Origin of the sequence: Providencia sp. PROV197, assembly GCF_028479625.1 — a bacterium.
Lineage (GTDB): Bacteria > Pseudomonadota > Gammaproteobacteria > Enterobacterales > Enterobacteriaceae > Providencia > Providencia vermicola.
Genome location: NZ_JAMPNZ010000035.1, coordinates 42,413 through 59,739 on the forward strand (window position 1 = coordinate 42,413; position 17,327 = coordinate 59,739).

Below are 17,327 nucleotides of genomic sequence, written 5' to 3' on the forward strand. Positions count from 1 at the left end.
AAATTTTTTAAATAAAAATTTCTAGCAACCATCTAAATTATTAACCTTAATAATAAAATTACGTACCTTTTCTTAATAAACATAAATAACTCTGAATTATCAATTTATAAATCAATATCATGGTTACGTGTTACTACCCGCGTACTATCCCTTACGATATCCATTGCAGAGTAAATATAATTCGATGATTTATATCATATTTGTGCTTACAATAATATAAAAGACCACTATTAAAAACATAAAGCTATTTTGTTCTTTTAATATTTAACTCAATCAACTTAAGTACAATTAAATTTTATTGCAAATAATAATAACGCATAATCCCTACGCTTTAATGGAATTTTAATTAGCTATTTTTAATTTTATCTATAGTCAATTTTAGGGATATTTATGAAACAATTTAATCATAAATCTATCAGCCAGCCTACGCTGAAGATTAAACCTCTGTTCTTAAGTGTATGCGTTATTTTAGGATCAGTTTCAGTCTCACAAGCTGCAATTACTAATATTAATGGCGCTGGAGTAATAAACCAAAATAATGGCCCGACTATCGTTCATATCAAAGGTGCAAGCGATAAAGGCGTTTCTCATAACATCTATAGCCAATTTGATGTTGATCAGAAAGGCGTTATTCTCAATAACAGTGCAACCAACACAAATACCACTCTGGGTGGTCAAATCAATGGGAACCTCAACCTAAATAATGGTAACGGCCCTGCAAAAGTGATTCTTAATGAAGTTAACTCCACAAATGCAAGTACCCTCAACGGTATGGTTGAAGTGGCGGGTCAGAAAGCACAAGTCATTGTCGCTAACGCATCTGGGATTACATGTAATAACTGTGGTTTTATTAATACCGACCGCGTTACCCTAACAACAGGTAAACCTATTGTTGCGGGGGGAGAAGTACTTGGCTATAACGTAGAAAAAGGCCAGATCATCATCAATAGCCGCTTACAGTCTGATTCTCCAACAGATATTATTGCGCGCTCGGCAGTGATCCGTGGTGATATTAACGCAAAAGAAATTAATATTGTTGCAGGTAATAACTTTGTTGATGCAAAGGGTAACTATGTCACTAATGTACAAGGTGTAGGTTCAACAGCTCGAGTCGGTATTGATGTGTCCGCATTAGGGGGTATGTATGCCGATAAAATTACATTAGTTTCAACAGAGAGTGGTACTGGTGTATCCAACTATGGCAGCATGGTTGCAGGCTCGGGCGGTATCAATATTGATTCAAAAGGCCTGGTTTATAATCAAAACGCCAAAATGAATGCCAACGGTAAAATTAATATCAAAACTAACTCAGGATTGTACAACAACTCCACAATCGCGAGTAACAATGATATTGATATCAATACTAACAATGGCATTTTAAGTAATGTGAATGGCCAGATTAAATCCAATGGCGGTAGTGTTACATTAACCACAGGATCAAACATTGATAACCGAAGTGGTATTGTTGATGCACAACAAAATATTAATCTGGTATCAACTAACTTGTATAACACTAACGGCTCAATCAAAACTAACCGTGGTGATATCGATATTCGTTCTACGGGAACCATTGAAAACTATTATAACTTACGTAATAACGTCATTAATACAGATAATCGAGGGATCCGTTCAGGAAACAACGTAACTATCAATGCGGGTAAAGTTGTCAATAGTAACTCAACAATTTCAGGCCGTGATATTGCGATTAATGCACGTACTTTAATTGCTAATGAAAACAGCAGTGAGATTGTAGCTAAACGTCGCATTGATATAGATGCTGAGACATTGCAAAACAGCAATTCACTGATCAAAACCACCAATGGACAAACGAATATTACGTTGTCTCACAACCTAGTAAACAATGGTTATGCAGCTATAGATAGCGGTAAAGCACTAAACATTACGGCTAATATCCTTCAAAACCAAGGTTCTTTAGTTTCTAACTCGGGAAAATCTAAATTTAATGTTTATAGCTTAATCAACCAATATGGTTACATCAAAGGAACTAATTTAGATATTAAAGCAACGAATGTAACAAACAATCGTGGCCTGATTACCGCTGACAACGACGTTGTTATCAATACGACTTCTCTGGATAACAGCTATGCAAGCGGCTTCAATGCTTATGCCAGTAAGTTCGGTGTTTCAGGTAGAACAGGCGGAATCTATGCTGAAGACGGCGCGGTTAACATTAACGCAAATAGCTTGAACAACTACTCAGGTATTATTGCTGCGGATGCATCTCAAAAAGCGGGAGTCAAAGGTGATATCAATATTAAATTGAGAAATGACTTAGATAACCGTTACGGTAAAATTCAAGGTGCAAATACTGTCAAGCTTGATGTTAACAAGTTAAATAATACTTATTCAGGCTTAGTAGATGCTGGTAAAGATTTAATCATTGATGCATTTACTCGTGTTGATAATAATAATGGCCGTTTAAGTTCTATGGGAACCACTAAAATTACAAGCCCTGTAATTTATAACAGCCCATACGGAAAAATCTTAGGCTCCATGATCATTTTAAACACACCTAATTATTACTAATTAGAGCACAAAGGAGGCTAATTAGCCTCCTTTTCATACTAAATTTACCTCTTTCAATCTAATTAGTTGTTATTCCTTACTCTATATAAATTCAGTTAAAACTATTTAATATCTCATTGAAATAAATAATAATTAAAAAACCCAAAAAACAAGTAAAAACACCTAAATACACCATTTTGGGATTTATTGTATCTAATTAATATTTAATAAAAAAAATATAAAACCAATATTTTATATCATTATCATAATATACACCGAACTAATAGCTTTTCACTTATTTCATAACTTAATTAATATAATTAATTTTTATTAAATCCTATTTTAACGCATAATCTAAAAGTTTATAAACTTACTTAAGACTATTTTTCTCGGTGAAAGCCCATAGGGATATACATGAAAAAAAACTCAAAAAAAATTAATTACCAATAAGAACAATCTTATATAATAAAGAATAAACCTTCATCATAAAAATATTCTTAATTATATTTCCAATATTTTTTAATGATCATTTAAGAATAAAAGTGGTGGCCATGAATTTTCGTTTTATTTTTTTATCCAGTACCCTATTCGCTTTCCCATTTTATGTATCAGGGACTCCCTCTTCGACCGTTGATCAACAAATCAATAATCAAATAAGTCAAGATAAATCTCGCCAGCAACAAATACAATTAGAAGCTAAAGATGTTTTAGGGAAAAAACAAGAACGCGCTAACAATATTCTAATCTTTGATAAAGAAGAACAATGTTTTGATATGAAAAAAGTAATTTTGGTGTCTGAACCTAAATTACCGTCAATGCGCCCTCTTGAAACTTATGCTAACCAAGTTGTAGGAGTCTGCATTGGAATTAAAGGGGTTGAAACATTAGCAAAAGGCTTACAAGATAATATTATTAAATCAGGTTATGTCACCACTCGAGTCAATATCCCTGAGCAAAATATTAGCGAAGGCATTTTGACGCTAGAGATAATACCCGGCAAAGTCGCTAATGTAAAATTATCTGAAGATAGCGATACCTATATTACGCTCGGTGCAATCATGCCCGCAAAAGAAGGCGATATTCTGAATATTCGCGATATAGAACAAGGCTTAGAAAACTTGGAACGCATTCCTGGAGCCAAAGCCAATATCGAATTATCCCCAGGGAAAGATTTCTCTACATCAGATATCACTATTCAACGAGAAAAATCCCCCCATGTTAATGTCGGGGGATATTACAATAACTCAGGCAGCCGCCAAACGGGTAAAGACCAAGTTGGTGTAACCATTTATGGTAATAACTTAACCAGTTTGAATGACACAGTGTATATTTCAGCAGGTAAGAACCTAAAAAACCAAGAACGATACAGTACAAGTAATGCCGCAATTTACTATGCTGTACCCTACAATTATTGGCTTTTTTCTATCTATGCTAGCAAAAGTGATTATAAACAAACGATTAAAGATATTGTCAGTTATAAATATTATGGCGACAGCAAATATTACAATGCGACTGCTAGTAATGTTTTTTTACGTGGACAAACATTCAAAGATACCGCGTCTATTCAGTTAATAAAGCGTAAATCAGAGTATAAGCTTGAAGATGTCAAACTATTGTCTCAGGAGAGGAATTTAACCACCTTTAAAGTGGGAGTCAATCACCGACAAAATATCGATAATTCAACACTGGATGCCTCAATCAATTATCAGCGTAACGTTCCTTGGTTAGGTGCGGAACAGAGCTGGGACATGAAATACGGCGATGCAAGCCATATGGCCCGAGTTTTTACACTGGATGTGTCTGGCATGATCCCTATCTCTTTTGATAATTTTGTCATGAGTTACAATCCTCAGCTTTTTGTTCAGTACAGCAAGGACAGATTAACAATTCAAGATCAATTTTCACTCGGTAATCGATGGACAGTACGTGGTTTTGATGAAGAGTTTTCGCTTATTGGCGATAAAGGCTTTTATTTGAGGAATGAGTTTAACTTTTATATTCCTGGCTTTTCATTCTATCCTTATTATGCGATTGATTATGGCCGCGTATTTGGTGGTGTATATCCTCTTGGCCTTTATTCCGATGACCAACTTTTAGGAACGGCAATTGGTATGCGTGGAAGCGTCAATATCTTCAGTTATGATTTATTTCTAGGCGCTCCACTTTATAAACCCGATGAGTACGAAACCAATAGCGTCAACGCAGGATTAAATGTTCAATGGTTTTGGTAATGTGACAGCTTAGATCAGCTGACTAAAAGCTAAATATCACAATGAGGTATTTAGCTTTTATGTCCCTGTAAATATTTCCCCTCACCTAATGGCGCTATCATTTATTTCGTTCTTTAACAATCAAGATAATAAAATAGACAAAAAAAGTGGTAACTCTATATTTTTAATATTTAAAAACCAAGTAATTGTAATGCAATATGCGCTTTATTGTTATAAAAATGTTTAATTGATCTTACTGTCTTTATATAATGAAAAATCCGAGAATATAAATACTCTCGGATTTCCTACTGCACTCTATTCCATCAGAATTCAGGTATTAACCTGTATTGCATCCTATCAAATTTATTAGAAGCGGTAACCTGCTCCAAACATAAATACAAATGGGTCTAAACGAGTATCAATTTTTTGCTGGCCTAATGTTTCATGCTTAAATTTCACATCAGTCTCTATATTCATCCACCAAACTGATGCGTTTAACATCCAGTTATCAGTCAGCATATAGTCCATACCCGCTTGTGCCGCAAAGCCCCAAGAACTTGATAAATCTAAGTCAGACAAGCCATTAGCTTTACCTGTTGAGTTAAACTTTTCATCAAAGAAGAAGGTATAGTTAACACCGGCGCCTAAATAAGGGCGCAATTTATCTTGTTTGCTACCAAAATAATATTGTGCCATTAATGTCGGTGGTAAATGTTTAACGGTTGCAATATTACCTAATGGGCCAACGCCTACCTTATGTTCAAATGGCGTCGCCGCTAATAATTCCACACCGATATTATCAGTAATCATATACCCAAAGGTTAAACCTAATTGCGTATTATTATTAACATCAAATGAACCTAAACCTAATACATTTTCAGATCCCGCATTTGGGCGAACTGTAGCAGTCCCCGTACGGAAAATAAAATCGCCAGCTTCATGAGCAATAGAAGCAGCTGGAGCTAAAGTTGCAGCCGCTAATACAAGCGCAGTGAGTTTTTTCATTATCAATCCCATTCCTGTGTTTTTATTTTAGTAAAATATACCGCATTATATAAATTGATGTTCAAATCAAGATCACATCTTTTACCAATTTATAGGTAATCCAATAAATATAGTTTTATTATTCCATCTATTATTTTTTTAATTTTGATTTAAATCAATTTTTGGAAAATAACTAATAAAATAAAAACTTGATCCTTAAATTTATATATTTACCCCATACATAAAACATATATTTAAAATGCAATTTAAGTAATTCTAATTAACCCTCTCAATTAATTTGGTTAAATATTGAGAATCATTCCCTTTACATACTTACGTTAACTTCCCGAAATTTCTTATCTTTCTCTACCTCTATGTCTGATACTCAGTTACAATTGCCTTAAAATTTTGATCCCGTTTGTAGATAGGAGCAGTTAAATGTCCATTTCGGCCAACTCACTCATCAGTGACAGCGTTAATTTTTTCAAAAATCAACTGAGTGGCCTTTTCACCATTGTTGTGTTGGCAACGGCGGTGAGCCTCGTGATTTACGCAATGATGATCCCGAATGAACAAATGATTGGTGTGCTTGCTCAAGCACAAAACCAAATGATTGAGTCAGGGAATGCAGGTTTACAAGATTGGATATTAGGCCTTTCAGAGCAAGACAAAAGCAGCATTCTACGTGTTTCCTTTGGGCTAATTCTTTCTGTAACGCTAGGCAGCTTAGTGCTTATCTGTGGCACTTTATCCTATATTGCAGGGATGTCCCGCGGTGAAGCCATGAATGCGACGCAGGCACTTAGCGCTTCATTAGGCAAAGCCCCTTCTATGTTTTTGTTACTCGTTGTTTGCTCACTTCTCATTCAACTTGGCATCACCATTATGGTGCTCCCAGGGATTGTTCTAGCGATTGGTTTTTCTCTCGCACCAGCTATCTTAATTAATGAAAAAACAAACCCGTTTAGTGCGATGGGTAAAAGCTGGAAAATGGCGTATGCAAACTGGCGTGTTGCCCTGCCAATGATTTTAATTTGGATGGCTGCACAAATGTTGGTGAGTGTATTATTAAGCAGCTTACAGATGAACCACATTGTCATTAACGGTATATCATTCCTGCTGAATAATATCGTTGCTGCTTTCGCCTTAATTTATTTCTACCGTTTATACATGTTAGTCAATAAAAACGCTTAATTTCGATTTAAAAAAGGGAGCCAAGTGGCTCCTTTTTTCTAATGCAATCAATTGAGAAAAATCTTAATTCTTTTCTGGTTTCAAATTAAGTGATTCATCAATATCTTCATAATCCCTTTGTTGTTCTAACGCGTTCATCTCTTCTTGCGCTTTTCTCTCTTCAACACATTTAATTTGAATTTGTTGCTTACTTTGAATCAAGCGAATTGCAAAATAAATATCGGGCACAACTAATAAATCATCATCTGAACGCGTAATTTTGTTTTGTTCTAGCCAACGCTTAATTGATGTACGGCGCCCTGCCAACACCAACGTAACACCTTTCGCTTTCAAAGATGTGACGATATCATTAAGAGTTGAAAATACACTCACATCATTATGGGTAAAACTTACCGCGGCGTCGACGATCACCCATGCAGGTCTCTTTAATTGGTTATCTAAGTGCTTATTCAACCGCTCTTTAAAGTAATTCACGTTGAAGTAAGTCAACGGAGAGTTAAAACGATAAATTAATACACCTTCAATAGGTTGAATATCATTATCTGATGTCATTGAATGCAACATGCCTTGCTCATCCACACCAAGTTGCTGATCGGTTGGCCTAAATATCACTCGGATAAACTGCAATAAACCCAATAATACGGCCAAACCCACACCACTGATTAGCCCAACTAGCAACACAGCAACTAACGTAAAGACACATAAGAAGAAGGCTTCTCTATTACGCTTACGCATGGATAAAATACTACGAAAGCTAATTAACGAGAACGTCGAAACGACCAGTACCATTCCCAAGGCTGGCATCGGAATATATTCCAATAAGTCCATAGAAAATAACAATACGGCTAAAATCGTTAGTGCCGCAACAATAGAAACGAGCTGAGTTTTCCCCCCCATCATATCGTTAACTGCAGTACGGCTGCTTGCCGCACTCACAGCAAAACCTTGGGAAAACGCAGAGGCGATGTTGGCTATCCCTAATGCACGTAGTTCCTGATCCGCATCAATAGCATAGCCATTTTTACTAGCGAAACTACGCGCAGTCATCATAAAACTGACAAAGCTGATCACTGCCAAGTTCATTGAAGGAATAACTAAGTCGCGTAGCAGTCCCGGTGGGAACTCGGGCATTGGAATAGAAGGCAACCCGTCTCCTAAATCCCCGACAATACTAATACCATACTGTTCAAGATTAAATACGATACTAGCAACCGTCGCGAGAACCATGGCAATCAATAATGATGGCCACTTACTACGCACACGTTTAATAATTAATGTGACTGCTAATGTTGCCGCCGCAACCAATAAGGTTGGTATATGCGTTTGTGCTATTGATTGAGGAAACGCAATAAGGCGCTCGATAAATCCTGCAGGTAATGTGGTAATACCAAAAATTTTACCCATTTGGCTAACAACGATGGTTAATGCCACCCCATTTAACAAGCCTTGTAATATCGGGCGGGATAGAAAATCAGCAAAAGTTCCTAAACGGAATCTTGCTGCAATCAAACACCAAATACCCGTCATGAGGCTCATTACAATGATTAACTGCCAGCGAACATTTTCATCCCCCATTGCAAGTGGAGCAACGGCAGCAGCAATAACCGCGCAAGTCGCCGCATCAGGGCCAATAATCAGTTGCTTTGATGTCCCAAACAGTGCATAAAAAAACATAGGAAGGATACAGGCATACAATCCAACAATAGCGTTCACCCCCATTAATTCGGCATAAGCAATCGCAACAGGTAATGCCACCGCCGCAACGGACAATCCAGCTTTCACATCAGAACCTAAGTTTGAAAGCTGGTAGTTAAACAGCGTTTCTAAACCTGGCATCCAGACAAATAGCTTCGCCTTTATCATTGAGGAAAAACACCTATAAATTAGTAAGTTAAATTATCTAAAACCTTATTTATAGCCGAACTGATAAAGTTTATCTAGAAGTAAGTCAAATAATAGTAAAATTGTGCAAATATGATTGGTAACAAGGCATGTTTATTGGTAAAAAGGTGCAAACTTTTAACAATTAATGCCAATATCGGTTAAACTACTCTATTATCTTGACGTTGAGGCGCTGTATTCACTGTTATGAAACAACTTATTGATTTTATCCCTCTGATTATCTTTTTCATCGTGTATAAGCGATACGACATTTTTTACGCAAGTGGTGCCTTAATGGTCACTACACCACTGGCATTGTTAGCCACTTATCTTATTTATAAGAAAGTTGAAAAAGTAGCCAAGATCACCTGTGCTATTGTGATGGGTTTTGCGGCATTAACACTAATTTTCCACAGTGATGCATTCATTAAATGGAAAGTCACCATCATTTATGGTGCATTCGCTATCGCGTTATTATTCAGCCAATGGTTTACTGAAAAACCATTAATTCAACGTATGCTAGGAAGTAACCAAGAAATTAAGTTAGCGGATAGTTACTGGAATAAGCTTAATAGTGCATGGGCTATCTTCTTTGTTTTTTGTGCAGTTTTAAATATTTATGTCGCATTTTGGATGGCACAAGATATTTGGGTCAATTTCAAAGTATTCGGTCTGACGGCAGGAACACTGATTTTTACTGTGTTAAGCGTAGTATATATTTTTAAAAACATGACCAAAGAAGCGGTTGAAAAACACGAAGAGTAGTCATGTTTCTGAATATCTAAACAAAAAAACCTGCTTTATCTGATTGAGCAGGTTTTTTTGTTTTTAAGCTAATGTCGGTTTTGACCAAACGCTTTTTCAATCTTTTTGTCAGTATTGTATTGTGATAACGCATATACAGACCAGATAGCCGCTGGCAACCAACCAATTAAAGTCAGCTGTAAAATCAGACAAATTATTCCTGCAAATGGACGACCAATAGTAAAAAATTGCAACCACGGTAATAATATCGCCAAAATGAGTCTCATACTTTCTCCCCAAATACTTATCAACGGTTTATGGTTTAAGTATAGGCAATCTAGCCAATTGACTAAATACAAAAAACACTTCTAGCGTTTTCTTTGCATAACTCTAACTTTCAGCCGAATTTAAACACAATACGCCGATGTTCTGCGCTATTTATTGGATTTTATTGGCTAAACACGTTTTATTGGCGATACTTGGACAATAAGTCTGTAGTTAGAGTTTACTTGAGTATCAGTAATTTGCTATAAATGCTAACTAGTCGTTTTTATTCCCTTTTTAATAAGAGTTAAATATGCAATTACCAAACGGTGAATTGGTTTTACGAACCCTCGCCATGCCTGCGGATACAAACGCCAATGGTGATATTTTCGGTGGCTGGTTAATGTCACAAATGGACATTGGCGGTGCTATCCTTGCAAAAGAAATCGCGCTCGGCCGTGTTGTTACCGTCGCAGTGAATGGCATAAAATTTCAAAAACCTGTCGCAGTCGGTGATGTGGTCTGTTGCTACGCGCGCTGCTTAAAAACAGGTAAAAGCTCAATTACCATTAATATTGAAGTGTGGGTGAAAAAAGTTGCAACGGAGCCTGTAGGCCAACGTTACCGTGCCACCGACGCGGTATTTACCTATGTAGCCGTGAATGATGATAATACGCCACGAGAGTTACCAACAGAAAAACAGCATTTCCAATTAGCCAGCTCTGAGCAAATCACTGAATAATCGTTTAATTCACGCTTAAATTAAAAAAGCACCGTTTTGGTGCTTTTTAATAGCTTAATCAGCAAGTTACACTTGGCTAACCGTACCATCCAGTTTGAAGTAAATTTCGGTGACATAACCTTTTGCGGGTTGTTTCTCGAATGTCCAGCGGTTCATTGCTCGTTTAACATCTCGCTCAAACAAACCTTTCGGTGAAACCTCAACAAACTCGATATTCGTCACACGGCCGCCATCGTCAATATCATAACGCACCTTAACATACCCCTCTTTCCCTAAACGGCGTGCACGTTCTGGATAAACAGGAGCTTGTTTATGTAGAGCCCTTGGACCACTTTTCGCGGTAGACTGGCTATTACTCGCCCCAGTATTTTTTGCGGTCGTTACTGGATTATTGTTTGTTTTCGGTGCTGTTGCATCTGATTTGATGTTATTCATCGCAAGTTGTTTTTCAACTGGCTTAACATCTTCTTTAATTTTTTTCTTTTCTTCCTGCTTTGGTTTTGGCTTCTTCTTCACTTCAGGTTTTTTCTTCGGCAAAACAATCGCAGGCTCAACCACAGGTTCGGGTTCAGGTTCGATAATCGGTTCTGGCTCTGGTTCGACAGGTGTTTCAACCTCAGGAACAGGCTCTGAAGCAGGTTCAGGGGCAGCAAAAGCAACCATCGCAATCGTCATTGGCTCAGGATCTCTAGCCAAATTAGGTTGATTAAAAATCCATGCCATCGCAAGACCTGCATGAATAGATAACGAAATGACGATAATTAAACTCCAACGGATCCAACGCATATGCAATTTCTACCCTACACCTGTCGACCTAAAAGAATATAGTCACTAGTTTAAATGCAAATAGCAATCATATTCAATAAGGTTTGTCATACAAAGTGAAAAATGTGAATGTGCGCCCTAATAACCCTACTCAACCCATTGAGTAAAAAGTAGTGAGTGTCGACGGCGATAAATATCGATTTTGCGCATGGCATAAATGTGCATATTGCGTCTTGAATGCCCTTCTAGCCAGCGTCGACGGCGACGTTGCACTTGTCTTAACATTCTCCAACGACCGACCTCATGCCTACTGCGTCTCATTTTTCTGCCCTTTTTTATGAAAAAATACGGTGAGAAAATATTATATTCCTTTGAAAAAAAGAGCCAAGAAGATCTTTTATGGTCTATCTCATAATAATTATTTAATTTCAATGTTTATTATTTCAATTTGAAATTATTATTTCCTCATGAATTATCTATTACACAAAGCTTTTACTGCAAAATTTTGCTAAATTCTATTAAGTTAATATATTGCTCACTGTTTTTTCAGGTAAAACTTCTTTTTTCGATGGTATTTCCCTATTAGCGAGAGGCATTTAATCCATTATGGCAACTGTTTATACCCTTATGAGTTGGCTTCTATTTTTCCTTTACTGGCTACTTATTGCAGCAATTACTGTCCGCATTTTAGTTAAAAGGAGGCCTGTGACCTCTGCAATGACATGGTTGTTAATTATTTATATCCTTCCTTTAGTTGGGATAATTGCCTATGTCGCCTTTGGTGAGCTTCATTTAGGGAAACGCCGTGTTGATAAAGCCCACCATATGTGGCCTTCTGTCGCCACATGGCTCGAAAACTTACGCCATTCAAAACATATTTTTGCAAATGAAAACAGTTCGGTAGCAGAACCGCTTTTTCAATTGATCGAAAAACGTCAGGGCATCGCTGGCGTTAAAGGAAACCGTATCCAACTATTAACCACTTGCGAAGATTCATTAAAAGCCATTGTTAATGACATTAATAATGCACAGCATTCTATCGAGATGGTGTTCTACATTTGGCAACCTGGTGGATTGGTTGATGGCGTAACGGAGGCTCTGCTAAATGCCGCTAAACGTGGTGTAAAATGCCGCATCATGGTTGACTCCGCAGGGAGTTGGCACTTTTTCCGCAGTGATTATCCTGCAAAAATGCGCGCAGCAGGCATTGAATTTGTCGAATCGCTAAAAGTGAATTTAATGCGTTTCTTCTTACGTCGCATGGATTTACGCCAACACCGTAAAATTATCATTATCGATAACTATATTTCATACACTGGAAGTATGAATATGGTTGACCCTCGCTATTTTAAACAAGACTCAGGTGTTGGTGAATGGATTGATATTTTAGTGCGTATGGAAGGCCCTGTGAGCACCACTTTAGGGATTGTGTATGCATTTGACTGGGAAATGGAAACAGGCCAACGTATTTTGCCACCACCACCAGACAGCAATATTATGCCGTTTGAGCAAGCCAATGGTCACACCACTCAAACCATCGCTTCAGGGCCTGGTTTCCCTGATGAACTGATTCAACAATCGCTGATGACCGCCATGTTTTCTGCTCGCAAACAGTTAATCATGACAACGCCCTATTTTGTCCCTAGTGATGACCTTCTGCATGCTATCTGTACCGCGGCCATGCGCGGTGTCGATGTGAGCATTATCATGCCAAGACAAAATGACTCTTTCCTCGTTCGATGGGCAAGCCGTTCATTTTATAGCGAATTACTTGAGGCTGGCGTAAAAATTTATCAATTCGAAGATGGCTTATTGCATACTAAAAGTGTCCTTGTGGATGGCGAACTCAGTTTAGTTGGTTCCGTTAATCTCGATATGCGTAGCTTATGGCTTAACTTTGAAATCACCGTCGTTATTGATGATAAAAGTTTTGGTAGCGATCTGACGTTAGTTCAGTATGATTACATGGCTCGATCAACACGCTTAGAAATTGAAGAATGGGAACAACGCCCCTTCTGGAACCGCGTGGTTGAGCGTGTTTGTTATTTCTTTAGCCCACTGTTATAGCGTAAATGAATTAGGAAAGGTCATGACTGAGAAACACAATATACATTTAATCGATGAAGACGATATCATTGAAATGGCTTATGACCTTTTTCTCGAAGGCGCAATGGATAATCTAGAACCTGCTGACCAGCTTATTTTTGCCTTACAGTTTGAAGAATCTGGTGCAGCTGAAATCATTGATTTAACTGATAATTGGCAAGGTATTCTGCCGAGTGAGGCAAATTTATCACAGTTCAGTGAAGTGATTATTGGGCTAGCGAAAAACCCTGATGACGAACTCGACGATATCTTTGCTCGCGTCTTAATTAGCCGCCATCCTACAGAGCCTTTCCACTCTATTCTCTGGAAAAAATAACAATTGAGGGGCATTAGCCCCCTCTTTTTCACATCTTAATCTTCTTTAGGAAAGTCGCCTGTCACTGAAAATTTTCGCAAATAATTCTGAATATTGGTCCTGACATATTCATTTTTCTCTTTTGGGAATTTTTTCCATGCACATTCTAATAGAGGAATAACATCAGGTATTACAGTATTAAGTTCAACTAGCGTTCGAATGGCCAGACAAGCCATGTCACCATCATCTGACGTAATGCTTGGATAAAAAAGTGCAGATTTTTCCTTAACATTCGTATCAGAACTCGCTGCATAAAGAGCAGTTCTCGCAAGGTTTAGGTTCGAATGTTTAAATAAATGAGCAAAATCTTCAGCTTGCGTGGCAGCTAAGTCTTTAAGTATGTACCCTGCAAAACGAATAAAATCGGCATCTTCCACACTTTTGATTAGCTCCAAAATATTATCTTTATAATCGGCTAAGTTCTCTTTTTGATTAAAAAAGATAGTACTAATCGCTAAATTTTGCCATGCACGGTCGGTGCTTTTTAACGCAGACATAAGGTATGAGGAAGCAATATTTGGTGCATATTGCGCTAAAACTCTCAAAGCCAGTTTTGACTCTTCCCCTTGGTTTTCTTTAATAATTTCGGTCAATAACGCCAAACCTTTATCAGATAAAAGCTTAAGTTTAGTCAACCCTGACAATACCTGACATCTTAATTCCGAACTATCCATTTGGATGTATAAATCAAATAACGTTTGCTCATCACCGCCAATTCTGTGACCAAACCAACTAGTTTCATAGCCTTGAATAACTTCATCTAACCAACGTTCATACCATTGTGAAAAACTCAGTTCGTAAGAAAAGAAGAAAGGCTGATTAGAACCACACCAATGGTTTGTATAAATAATTCGCCCTGCATATTCCCCTGTAATCACTAATAATAAATCATATTCACACCCGCACGTTCCAAGGTAAAAAACACCTTGGTGAATATAGTTTTCTCGCTCATCGAATTCTTCATCACTGCAATCATCATCAAGGAAAGTCAGTTTCTGCCATTCCTCTTGGCTCATCGTAGGACTTAAAATAGAGGGTAATGCTGCGGTTTGATCAAAGCGGCTTTCGCTATCTTCAAAACGGACAATTCCATAATAAGGCCCTAGTCCACCATTACCAATTTGCGTTAAAAACTGTACAAAATCTTGCGGTAATGTCGCCCCCGTTCGCTTTTGCCATTTTTCAATATCTGCTAAGGCAATAACGGGGTTTAACTCATATTCATGGCTATCTGCACCAAATAAGTTTAACTCGCTATCTACTTGTTTAACTAAAGGGATTTTCTCACGAATTCGTGCTAATGCGTCGTTTGGATACTGTTCATTAATCTGCTGCCATTGGCGTAAAACCGAAACCGTCTCTTCATCCTGTAAAAAATCATTCGTCATTTATGTTGAACCTTTATTTTATTGCCTCAATGAATAATTAGTTTATTAACATGTTTTGCTTCCATTATTTATCAGTCATTATCTGAACACAGCTAAAAAAGTGGTTTTTAAGATTAATAACAAAAAAGCAGAGCCAATTGACTCTGCTTTTAAGGTTAATTGTTGGCAAAAATGATTAAAGAGGGTCTATTTTCAAACAAGATACTGCATGTCTAAAACTACCTTCTAACAACGGACGCGTTTTCGCACACCCTTCATCTGCCAATGGACAACGTGTTCTGAAAACACAACCTGAAGGAGGGTTAATCGGTGATGGCAGCTCCCCCTCGAGTAATTCAATGCTTTTATTTTTTTCCTTGTCAGGGTCTGGCACAGGAACCGCTGACATCAACGCTCGAGTATACGGGTGTAAGGGGTTATTATAGACCTCATCATAGGTACCTAATTCCACGGCATGTCCCAAATACATCACCAGTACACGGTCAGAAATGTGCTTAACCACGGCTAAATCATGAGCAATAAATATCAGCGATAATTTCATTTCACGCTGTAGTTCTTGCAGTAAATTCACCACTTGCGCCTGAATGGATACGTCCAGCGCAGAAACTGGTTCATCACAAATAACCAATTTTGGTTCTAATATCAACGCCCTAGCAATACCAATTCGCTGGCACTGCCCCCCAGAAAACTCATGGGGATAGCGGTTAATCAAGTTCGGTAATAACCCCACTCGCATCATCATCGCTTTTACTTTTTCGGTGATTTGCGATTGTGGCATTTTCGGGTGATAGGTTTTTAGTGGTTCAGCAATAATATCACCAATGGTCATTCGCGGGTTTAATGAGGCCAATGGGTCTTGGAAAATCATTTGAATATCGCTACGCACACTGCGCCACTCTTTATCACTTTTACCTAATAAATTTTGACCTAGCCAGCTAACGGTGCCATCTGTCGCTTTGACTAAGCCAATTAGCGCACGAGCAAAGGTGGATTTACCACAACCAGACTCACCAACCACCCCCAGAGTTTCCCCTTCGTGTAAGCGCAGTGTGACGCCATCCACCGCTTTTAAACTTTTGTCGGGTTGCCAAAACCACTGCTTTTTATCCCTAATGGAAAAGTGCACTTTTAGATCATTAACTTCCAGTAACACAGGCCTATTTTCATGAGTCGTCATACTAATTCCTCCATAGGCTTGAAGCAGGCACGCAGGCGGGTTTGCGCAAAGGATGATAAAGCAGGTTCACTTTCTACACATTGCTGTGTTGCATATTGGCAACGTGGTGAGAACGGACAACCTTTTGGTAATCTTAATAGATTTGGTGGGTTACCTGGTATTGTTGCGAGACTTTCATCATCCCCATCGAGTCGCGGAACTGCCGCTAATAACCCCAAAGAATAAGGGTGAGATGGCTGATAAAAAATATCTTTGGCAGTGCCATACTCCATAGTGCGCCCCGCATACATGACCAACACTTTGTCGCAAACGCCAGCCACAACCCCCAAGTCATGGGTGATCAAAATAATTGCTGTATCAAACTCATCTTTCAATTCATTCAGCAACGTCATGATTTGCGCTTGTACCGTCACATCTAACGCCGTTGTTGGCTCATCTGCAATCAGTAATTTTGGTTGGCACAATAGTGCCATCGCAATCATCACCCTCTGGCGCATTCCGCCTGAGAATTCATGGGGATACATGTTCATACGCTTACGCGCTTCAGGCATTTTAACCGCATCCAGCATTTTCACTGATGCCTCGAAAGCGTCACTTTTGCCCATCCCCTTATGGAGCATCAGTACCTCAGATAGCTGCGTGCCAATTTTTAAGTAGGGATTTAATGACGTCATTGGGTCTTGGAAGATCATGGAGATTTCTTCAGCCCGCATCCGATTTAATTCTTTTTCTTTTAAATTCAGAATTTCACGACCATTAAACATCGCCGAACCATTGATTCGGCCATTTTTTGCCAGTAGTCCCATCAAAGCAAATGCCGTTTGCGATTTCCCTGACCCTGACTCCCCAACAATACCCAAGGTTTCCCCTGCGCGTAAATCAAAATTAAGCTTATTAACCGCAGTGACATCGCCATCTTGCGTAGAAAAAGTCACACTCAAATCTTTAACTGATAACAGAGGGCTTTTGGTTGAATTTATTGACATAACAT

Annotated in this window: 15 protein-coding genes; 7 read left to right on the forward strand and 8 right to left on the reverse strand. The window is 38.2% G+C overall.

Features of this window, described 5'->3' with window-relative positions:
• Window positions 1-390: 390 nt before the first annotated feature.
• Entirely contained in the window at window positions 391-2,547 is a 2,157-nt protein-coding gene (locus PR808_RS18620) for a two-partner secretion domain-containing protein (RefSeq protein WP_206086113.1), read from the forward strand.
• Between the two features lie 530 nt (window positions 2,548-3,077).
• Window positions 3,078-4,757 carry a ShlB/FhaC/HecB family hemolysin secretion/activation protein gene (locus tag PR808_RS18625; RefSeq protein WP_272539866.1) on the forward strand — a complete coding sequence of 560 codons (1,680 nt, stop codon included), beginning with the start codon at window positions 3,078-3,080 and terminating at the stop codon, window positions 4,755-4,757.
• Window positions 4,758-5,102: 345 nt separating this feature from the next.
• Here the strand turns inward: PR808_RS18625 and ompW are convergent, their stop codons facing one another.
• Window positions 5,103-5,741: an outer membrane protein OmpW gene (ompW, locus tag PR808_RS18630; protein ID WP_272539867.1), complete on the reverse strand. Its 639-nt coding sequence runs from the start codon at window positions 5,739-5,741 to the stop codon at window positions 5,103-5,105.
• A gap of 417 nt (window positions 5,742-6,158) precedes the next feature.
• Between ompW and PR808_RS18635 the strand changes: the two genes are divergently transcribed.
• Window positions 6,159-6,914 (forward strand): YciC family protein, encoded by a 756-nt coding sequence (locus PR808_RS18635; RefSeq protein WP_206086116.1) that lies wholly within the window; start codon window positions 6,159-6,161, stop codon window positions 6,912-6,914.
• Between the two features lie 63 nt (window positions 6,915-6,977).
• On the opposite strand, the gene PR808_RS18640 is transcribed toward PR808_RS18635, so the two are convergent.
• Entirely contained in the window at window positions 6,978-8,777 is a 1,800-nt protein-coding gene (locus tag PR808_RS18640) for a SulP family inorganic anion transporter (RefSeq protein ID WP_272539868.1), read from the reverse strand.
• Window positions 8,778-9,002: 225 nt separating this feature from the next.
• Here PR808_RS18640 and PR808_RS18645 point away from each other — a divergent pair, with 225 nt between their 5' ends.
• Window positions 9,003-9,560: a septation protein A gene (locus PR808_RS18645; RefSeq protein ID WP_206086118.1), complete on the forward strand. Its 558-nt coding sequence runs from the start codon at window positions 9,003-9,005 to the stop codon at window positions 9,558-9,560.
• Between the two features lie 68 nt (window positions 9,561-9,628).
• On the opposite strand, the gene PR808_RS18650 is transcribed toward PR808_RS18645, so the two are convergent.
• Entirely contained in the window at window positions 9,629-9,826 is a 198-nt protein-coding gene (locus PR808_RS18650) for a YqaE/Pmp3 family membrane protein (RefSeq protein WP_206086119.1), read from the reverse strand.
• A gap of 290 nt (window positions 9,827-10,116) precedes the next feature.
• On the opposite strand from PR808_RS18650, the gene yciA reads away from it, so the two are divergent.
• Window positions 10,117-10,545: an acyl-CoA thioester hydrolase YciA gene (gene yciA / locus PR808_RS18655; protein ID WP_206086120.1), complete on the forward strand. Its 429-nt coding sequence runs from the start codon at window positions 10,117-10,119 to the stop codon at window positions 10,543-10,545.
• Between the two features lie 66 nt (window positions 10,546-10,611).
• Here the strand turns inward: yciA and PR808_RS18660 are convergent, their stop codons facing one another.
• Both PR808_RS18660 and PR808_RS18665 read right to left on the reverse strand, forming a co-directional pair.
• Complete coding sequence (locus PR808_RS18660; protein WP_206086121.1) at window positions 10,612-11,331, reverse strand: TonB family protein; 720 nt, start codon at window positions 11,329-11,331, stop codon at window positions 10,612-10,614.
• 126 nt (window positions 11,332-11,457) lie between these two features.
• Window positions 11,458-11,631 (reverse strand): YciY family protein, encoded by a 174-nt coding sequence (locus PR808_RS18665; RefSeq protein ID WP_206086122.1) that lies wholly within the window; start codon window positions 11,629-11,631, stop codon window positions 11,458-11,460.
• Window positions 11,632-11,916: 285 nt separating this feature from the next.
• Here PR808_RS18665 and cls point away from each other — a divergent pair, with 285 nt between their 5' ends.
• Entirely contained in the window at window positions 11,917-13,377 is a 1,461-nt protein-coding gene (gene cls / locus PR808_RS18670) for a cardiolipin synthase (protein ID WP_206086123.1), read from the forward strand.
• Window positions 13,378-13,399: 22 nt separating this feature from the next.
• Window positions 13,400-13,732, forward strand: coding sequence for an HI1450 family dsDNA-mimic protein (locus PR808_RS18675; protein ID WP_206086124.1), 333 nt, complete (start codon window positions 13,400-13,402; stop codon window positions 13,730-13,732).
• A 35-nt stretch (window positions 13,733-13,767) separates the two neighbouring features.
• Here the strand turns inward: PR808_RS18675 and PR808_RS18680 are convergent, their stop codons facing one another.
• The 3 genes from PR808_RS18680 to PR808_RS18690 all read right to left on the reverse strand — a co-directional run bounded on the left by PR808_RS18680 (window position 13,768) and on the right by PR808_RS18690 (window position 17,322).
• Complete coding sequence (locus tag PR808_RS18680) at window positions 13,768-15,159, reverse strand: SMI1/KNR4 family protein (protein WP_272539869.1); 1,392 nt, start codon at window positions 15,157-15,159, stop codon at window positions 13,768-13,770.
• Between the two features lie 175 nt (window positions 15,160-15,334).
• Complete coding sequence (gene oppF / locus PR808_RS18685) at window positions 15,335-16,336, reverse strand: murein tripeptide/oligopeptide ABC transporter ATP binding protein OppF (RefSeq protein WP_272539870.1); 1,002 nt, start codon at window positions 16,334-16,336, stop codon at window positions 15,335-15,337.
• Window positions 16,333-17,322 (reverse strand): ABC transporter ATP-binding protein, encoded by a 990-nt coding sequence (locus tag PR808_RS18690; RefSeq protein ID WP_206086127.1) that lies wholly within the window; start codon window positions 17,320-17,322, stop codon window positions 16,333-16,335. The genes oppF and PR808_RS18690 overlap by 4 nt, the downstream gene beginning before the upstream one ends.
• Window positions 17,323-17,327: the final 5 nt, after the last annotated feature.

Bases quoted from the DNA above. Each gene is read 5' to 3' on its own strand.
- PR808_RS18620 (WP_206086113.1), top strand. From the start codon at position 391: ATGAAACAATTTAATCATAAATCTATCAGCCAGCCTACGCTGAAGATT.
- ompW (WP_272539867.1), bottom strand. From the start codon at position 5,741: ATGAAAAAACTCACTGCGCTTGTATTAGCGGCTGCAACTTTAGCTCCA.
- PR808_RS18625 (WP_272539866.1), top strand. From the start codon at position 3,078: ATGAATTTTCGTTTTATTTTTTTATCCAGTACCCTATTCGCTTTCCCA.
- PR808_RS18660 (WP_206086121.1), bottom strand. From the start codon at position 11,331: ATGCGTTGGATCCGTTGGAGTTTAATTATCGTCATTTCGTTATCTATT.
- PR808_RS18645 (WP_206086118.1), top strand. From the start codon at position 9,003: ATGAAACAACTTATTGATTTTATCCCTCTGATTATCTTTTTCATCGTG.
- cls (WP_206086123.1), top strand. From the start codon at position 11,917: ATGGCAACTGTTTATACCCTTATGAGTTGGCTTCTATTTTTCCTTTAC.
- oppF (WP_272539870.1), bottom strand. From the start codon at position 16,336: ATGACGACTCATGAAAATAGGCCTGTGTTACTGGAAGTTAATGATCTA.
- PR808_RS18665 (WP_206086122.1), bottom strand. From the start codon at position 11,631: ATGAGACGCAGTAGGCATGAGGTCGGTCGTTGGAGAATGTTAAGACAA.
- PR808_RS18690 (WP_206086127.1), bottom strand. From the start codon at position 17,322: ATGTCAATAAATTCAACCAAAAGCCCTCTGTTATCAGTTAAAGATTTG.
- yciA (WP_206086120.1), top strand. From the start codon at position 10,117: ATGCAATTACCAAACGGTGAATTGGTTTTACGAACCCTCGCCATGCCT.
- PR808_RS18650 (WP_206086119.1), bottom strand. From the start codon at position 9,826: ATGAGACTCATTTTGGCGATATTATTACCGTGGTTGCAATTTTTTACT.
- PR808_RS18640 (WP_272539868.1), bottom strand. From the start codon at position 8,777: ATGATAAAGGCGAAGCTATTTGTCTGGATGCCAGGTTTAGAAACGCTG.
- PR808_RS18675 (WP_206086124.1), top strand. From the start codon at position 13,400: ATGACTGAGAAACACAATATACATTTAATCGATGAAGACGATATCATT.
- PR808_RS18635 (WP_206086116.1), top strand. From the start codon at position 6,159: ATGTCCATTTCGGCCAACTCACTCATCAGTGACAGCGTTAATTTTTTC.
- PR808_RS18680 (WP_272539869.1), bottom strand. From the start codon at position 15,159: ATGACGAATGATTTTTTACAGGATGAAGAGACGGTTTCGGTTTTACGC.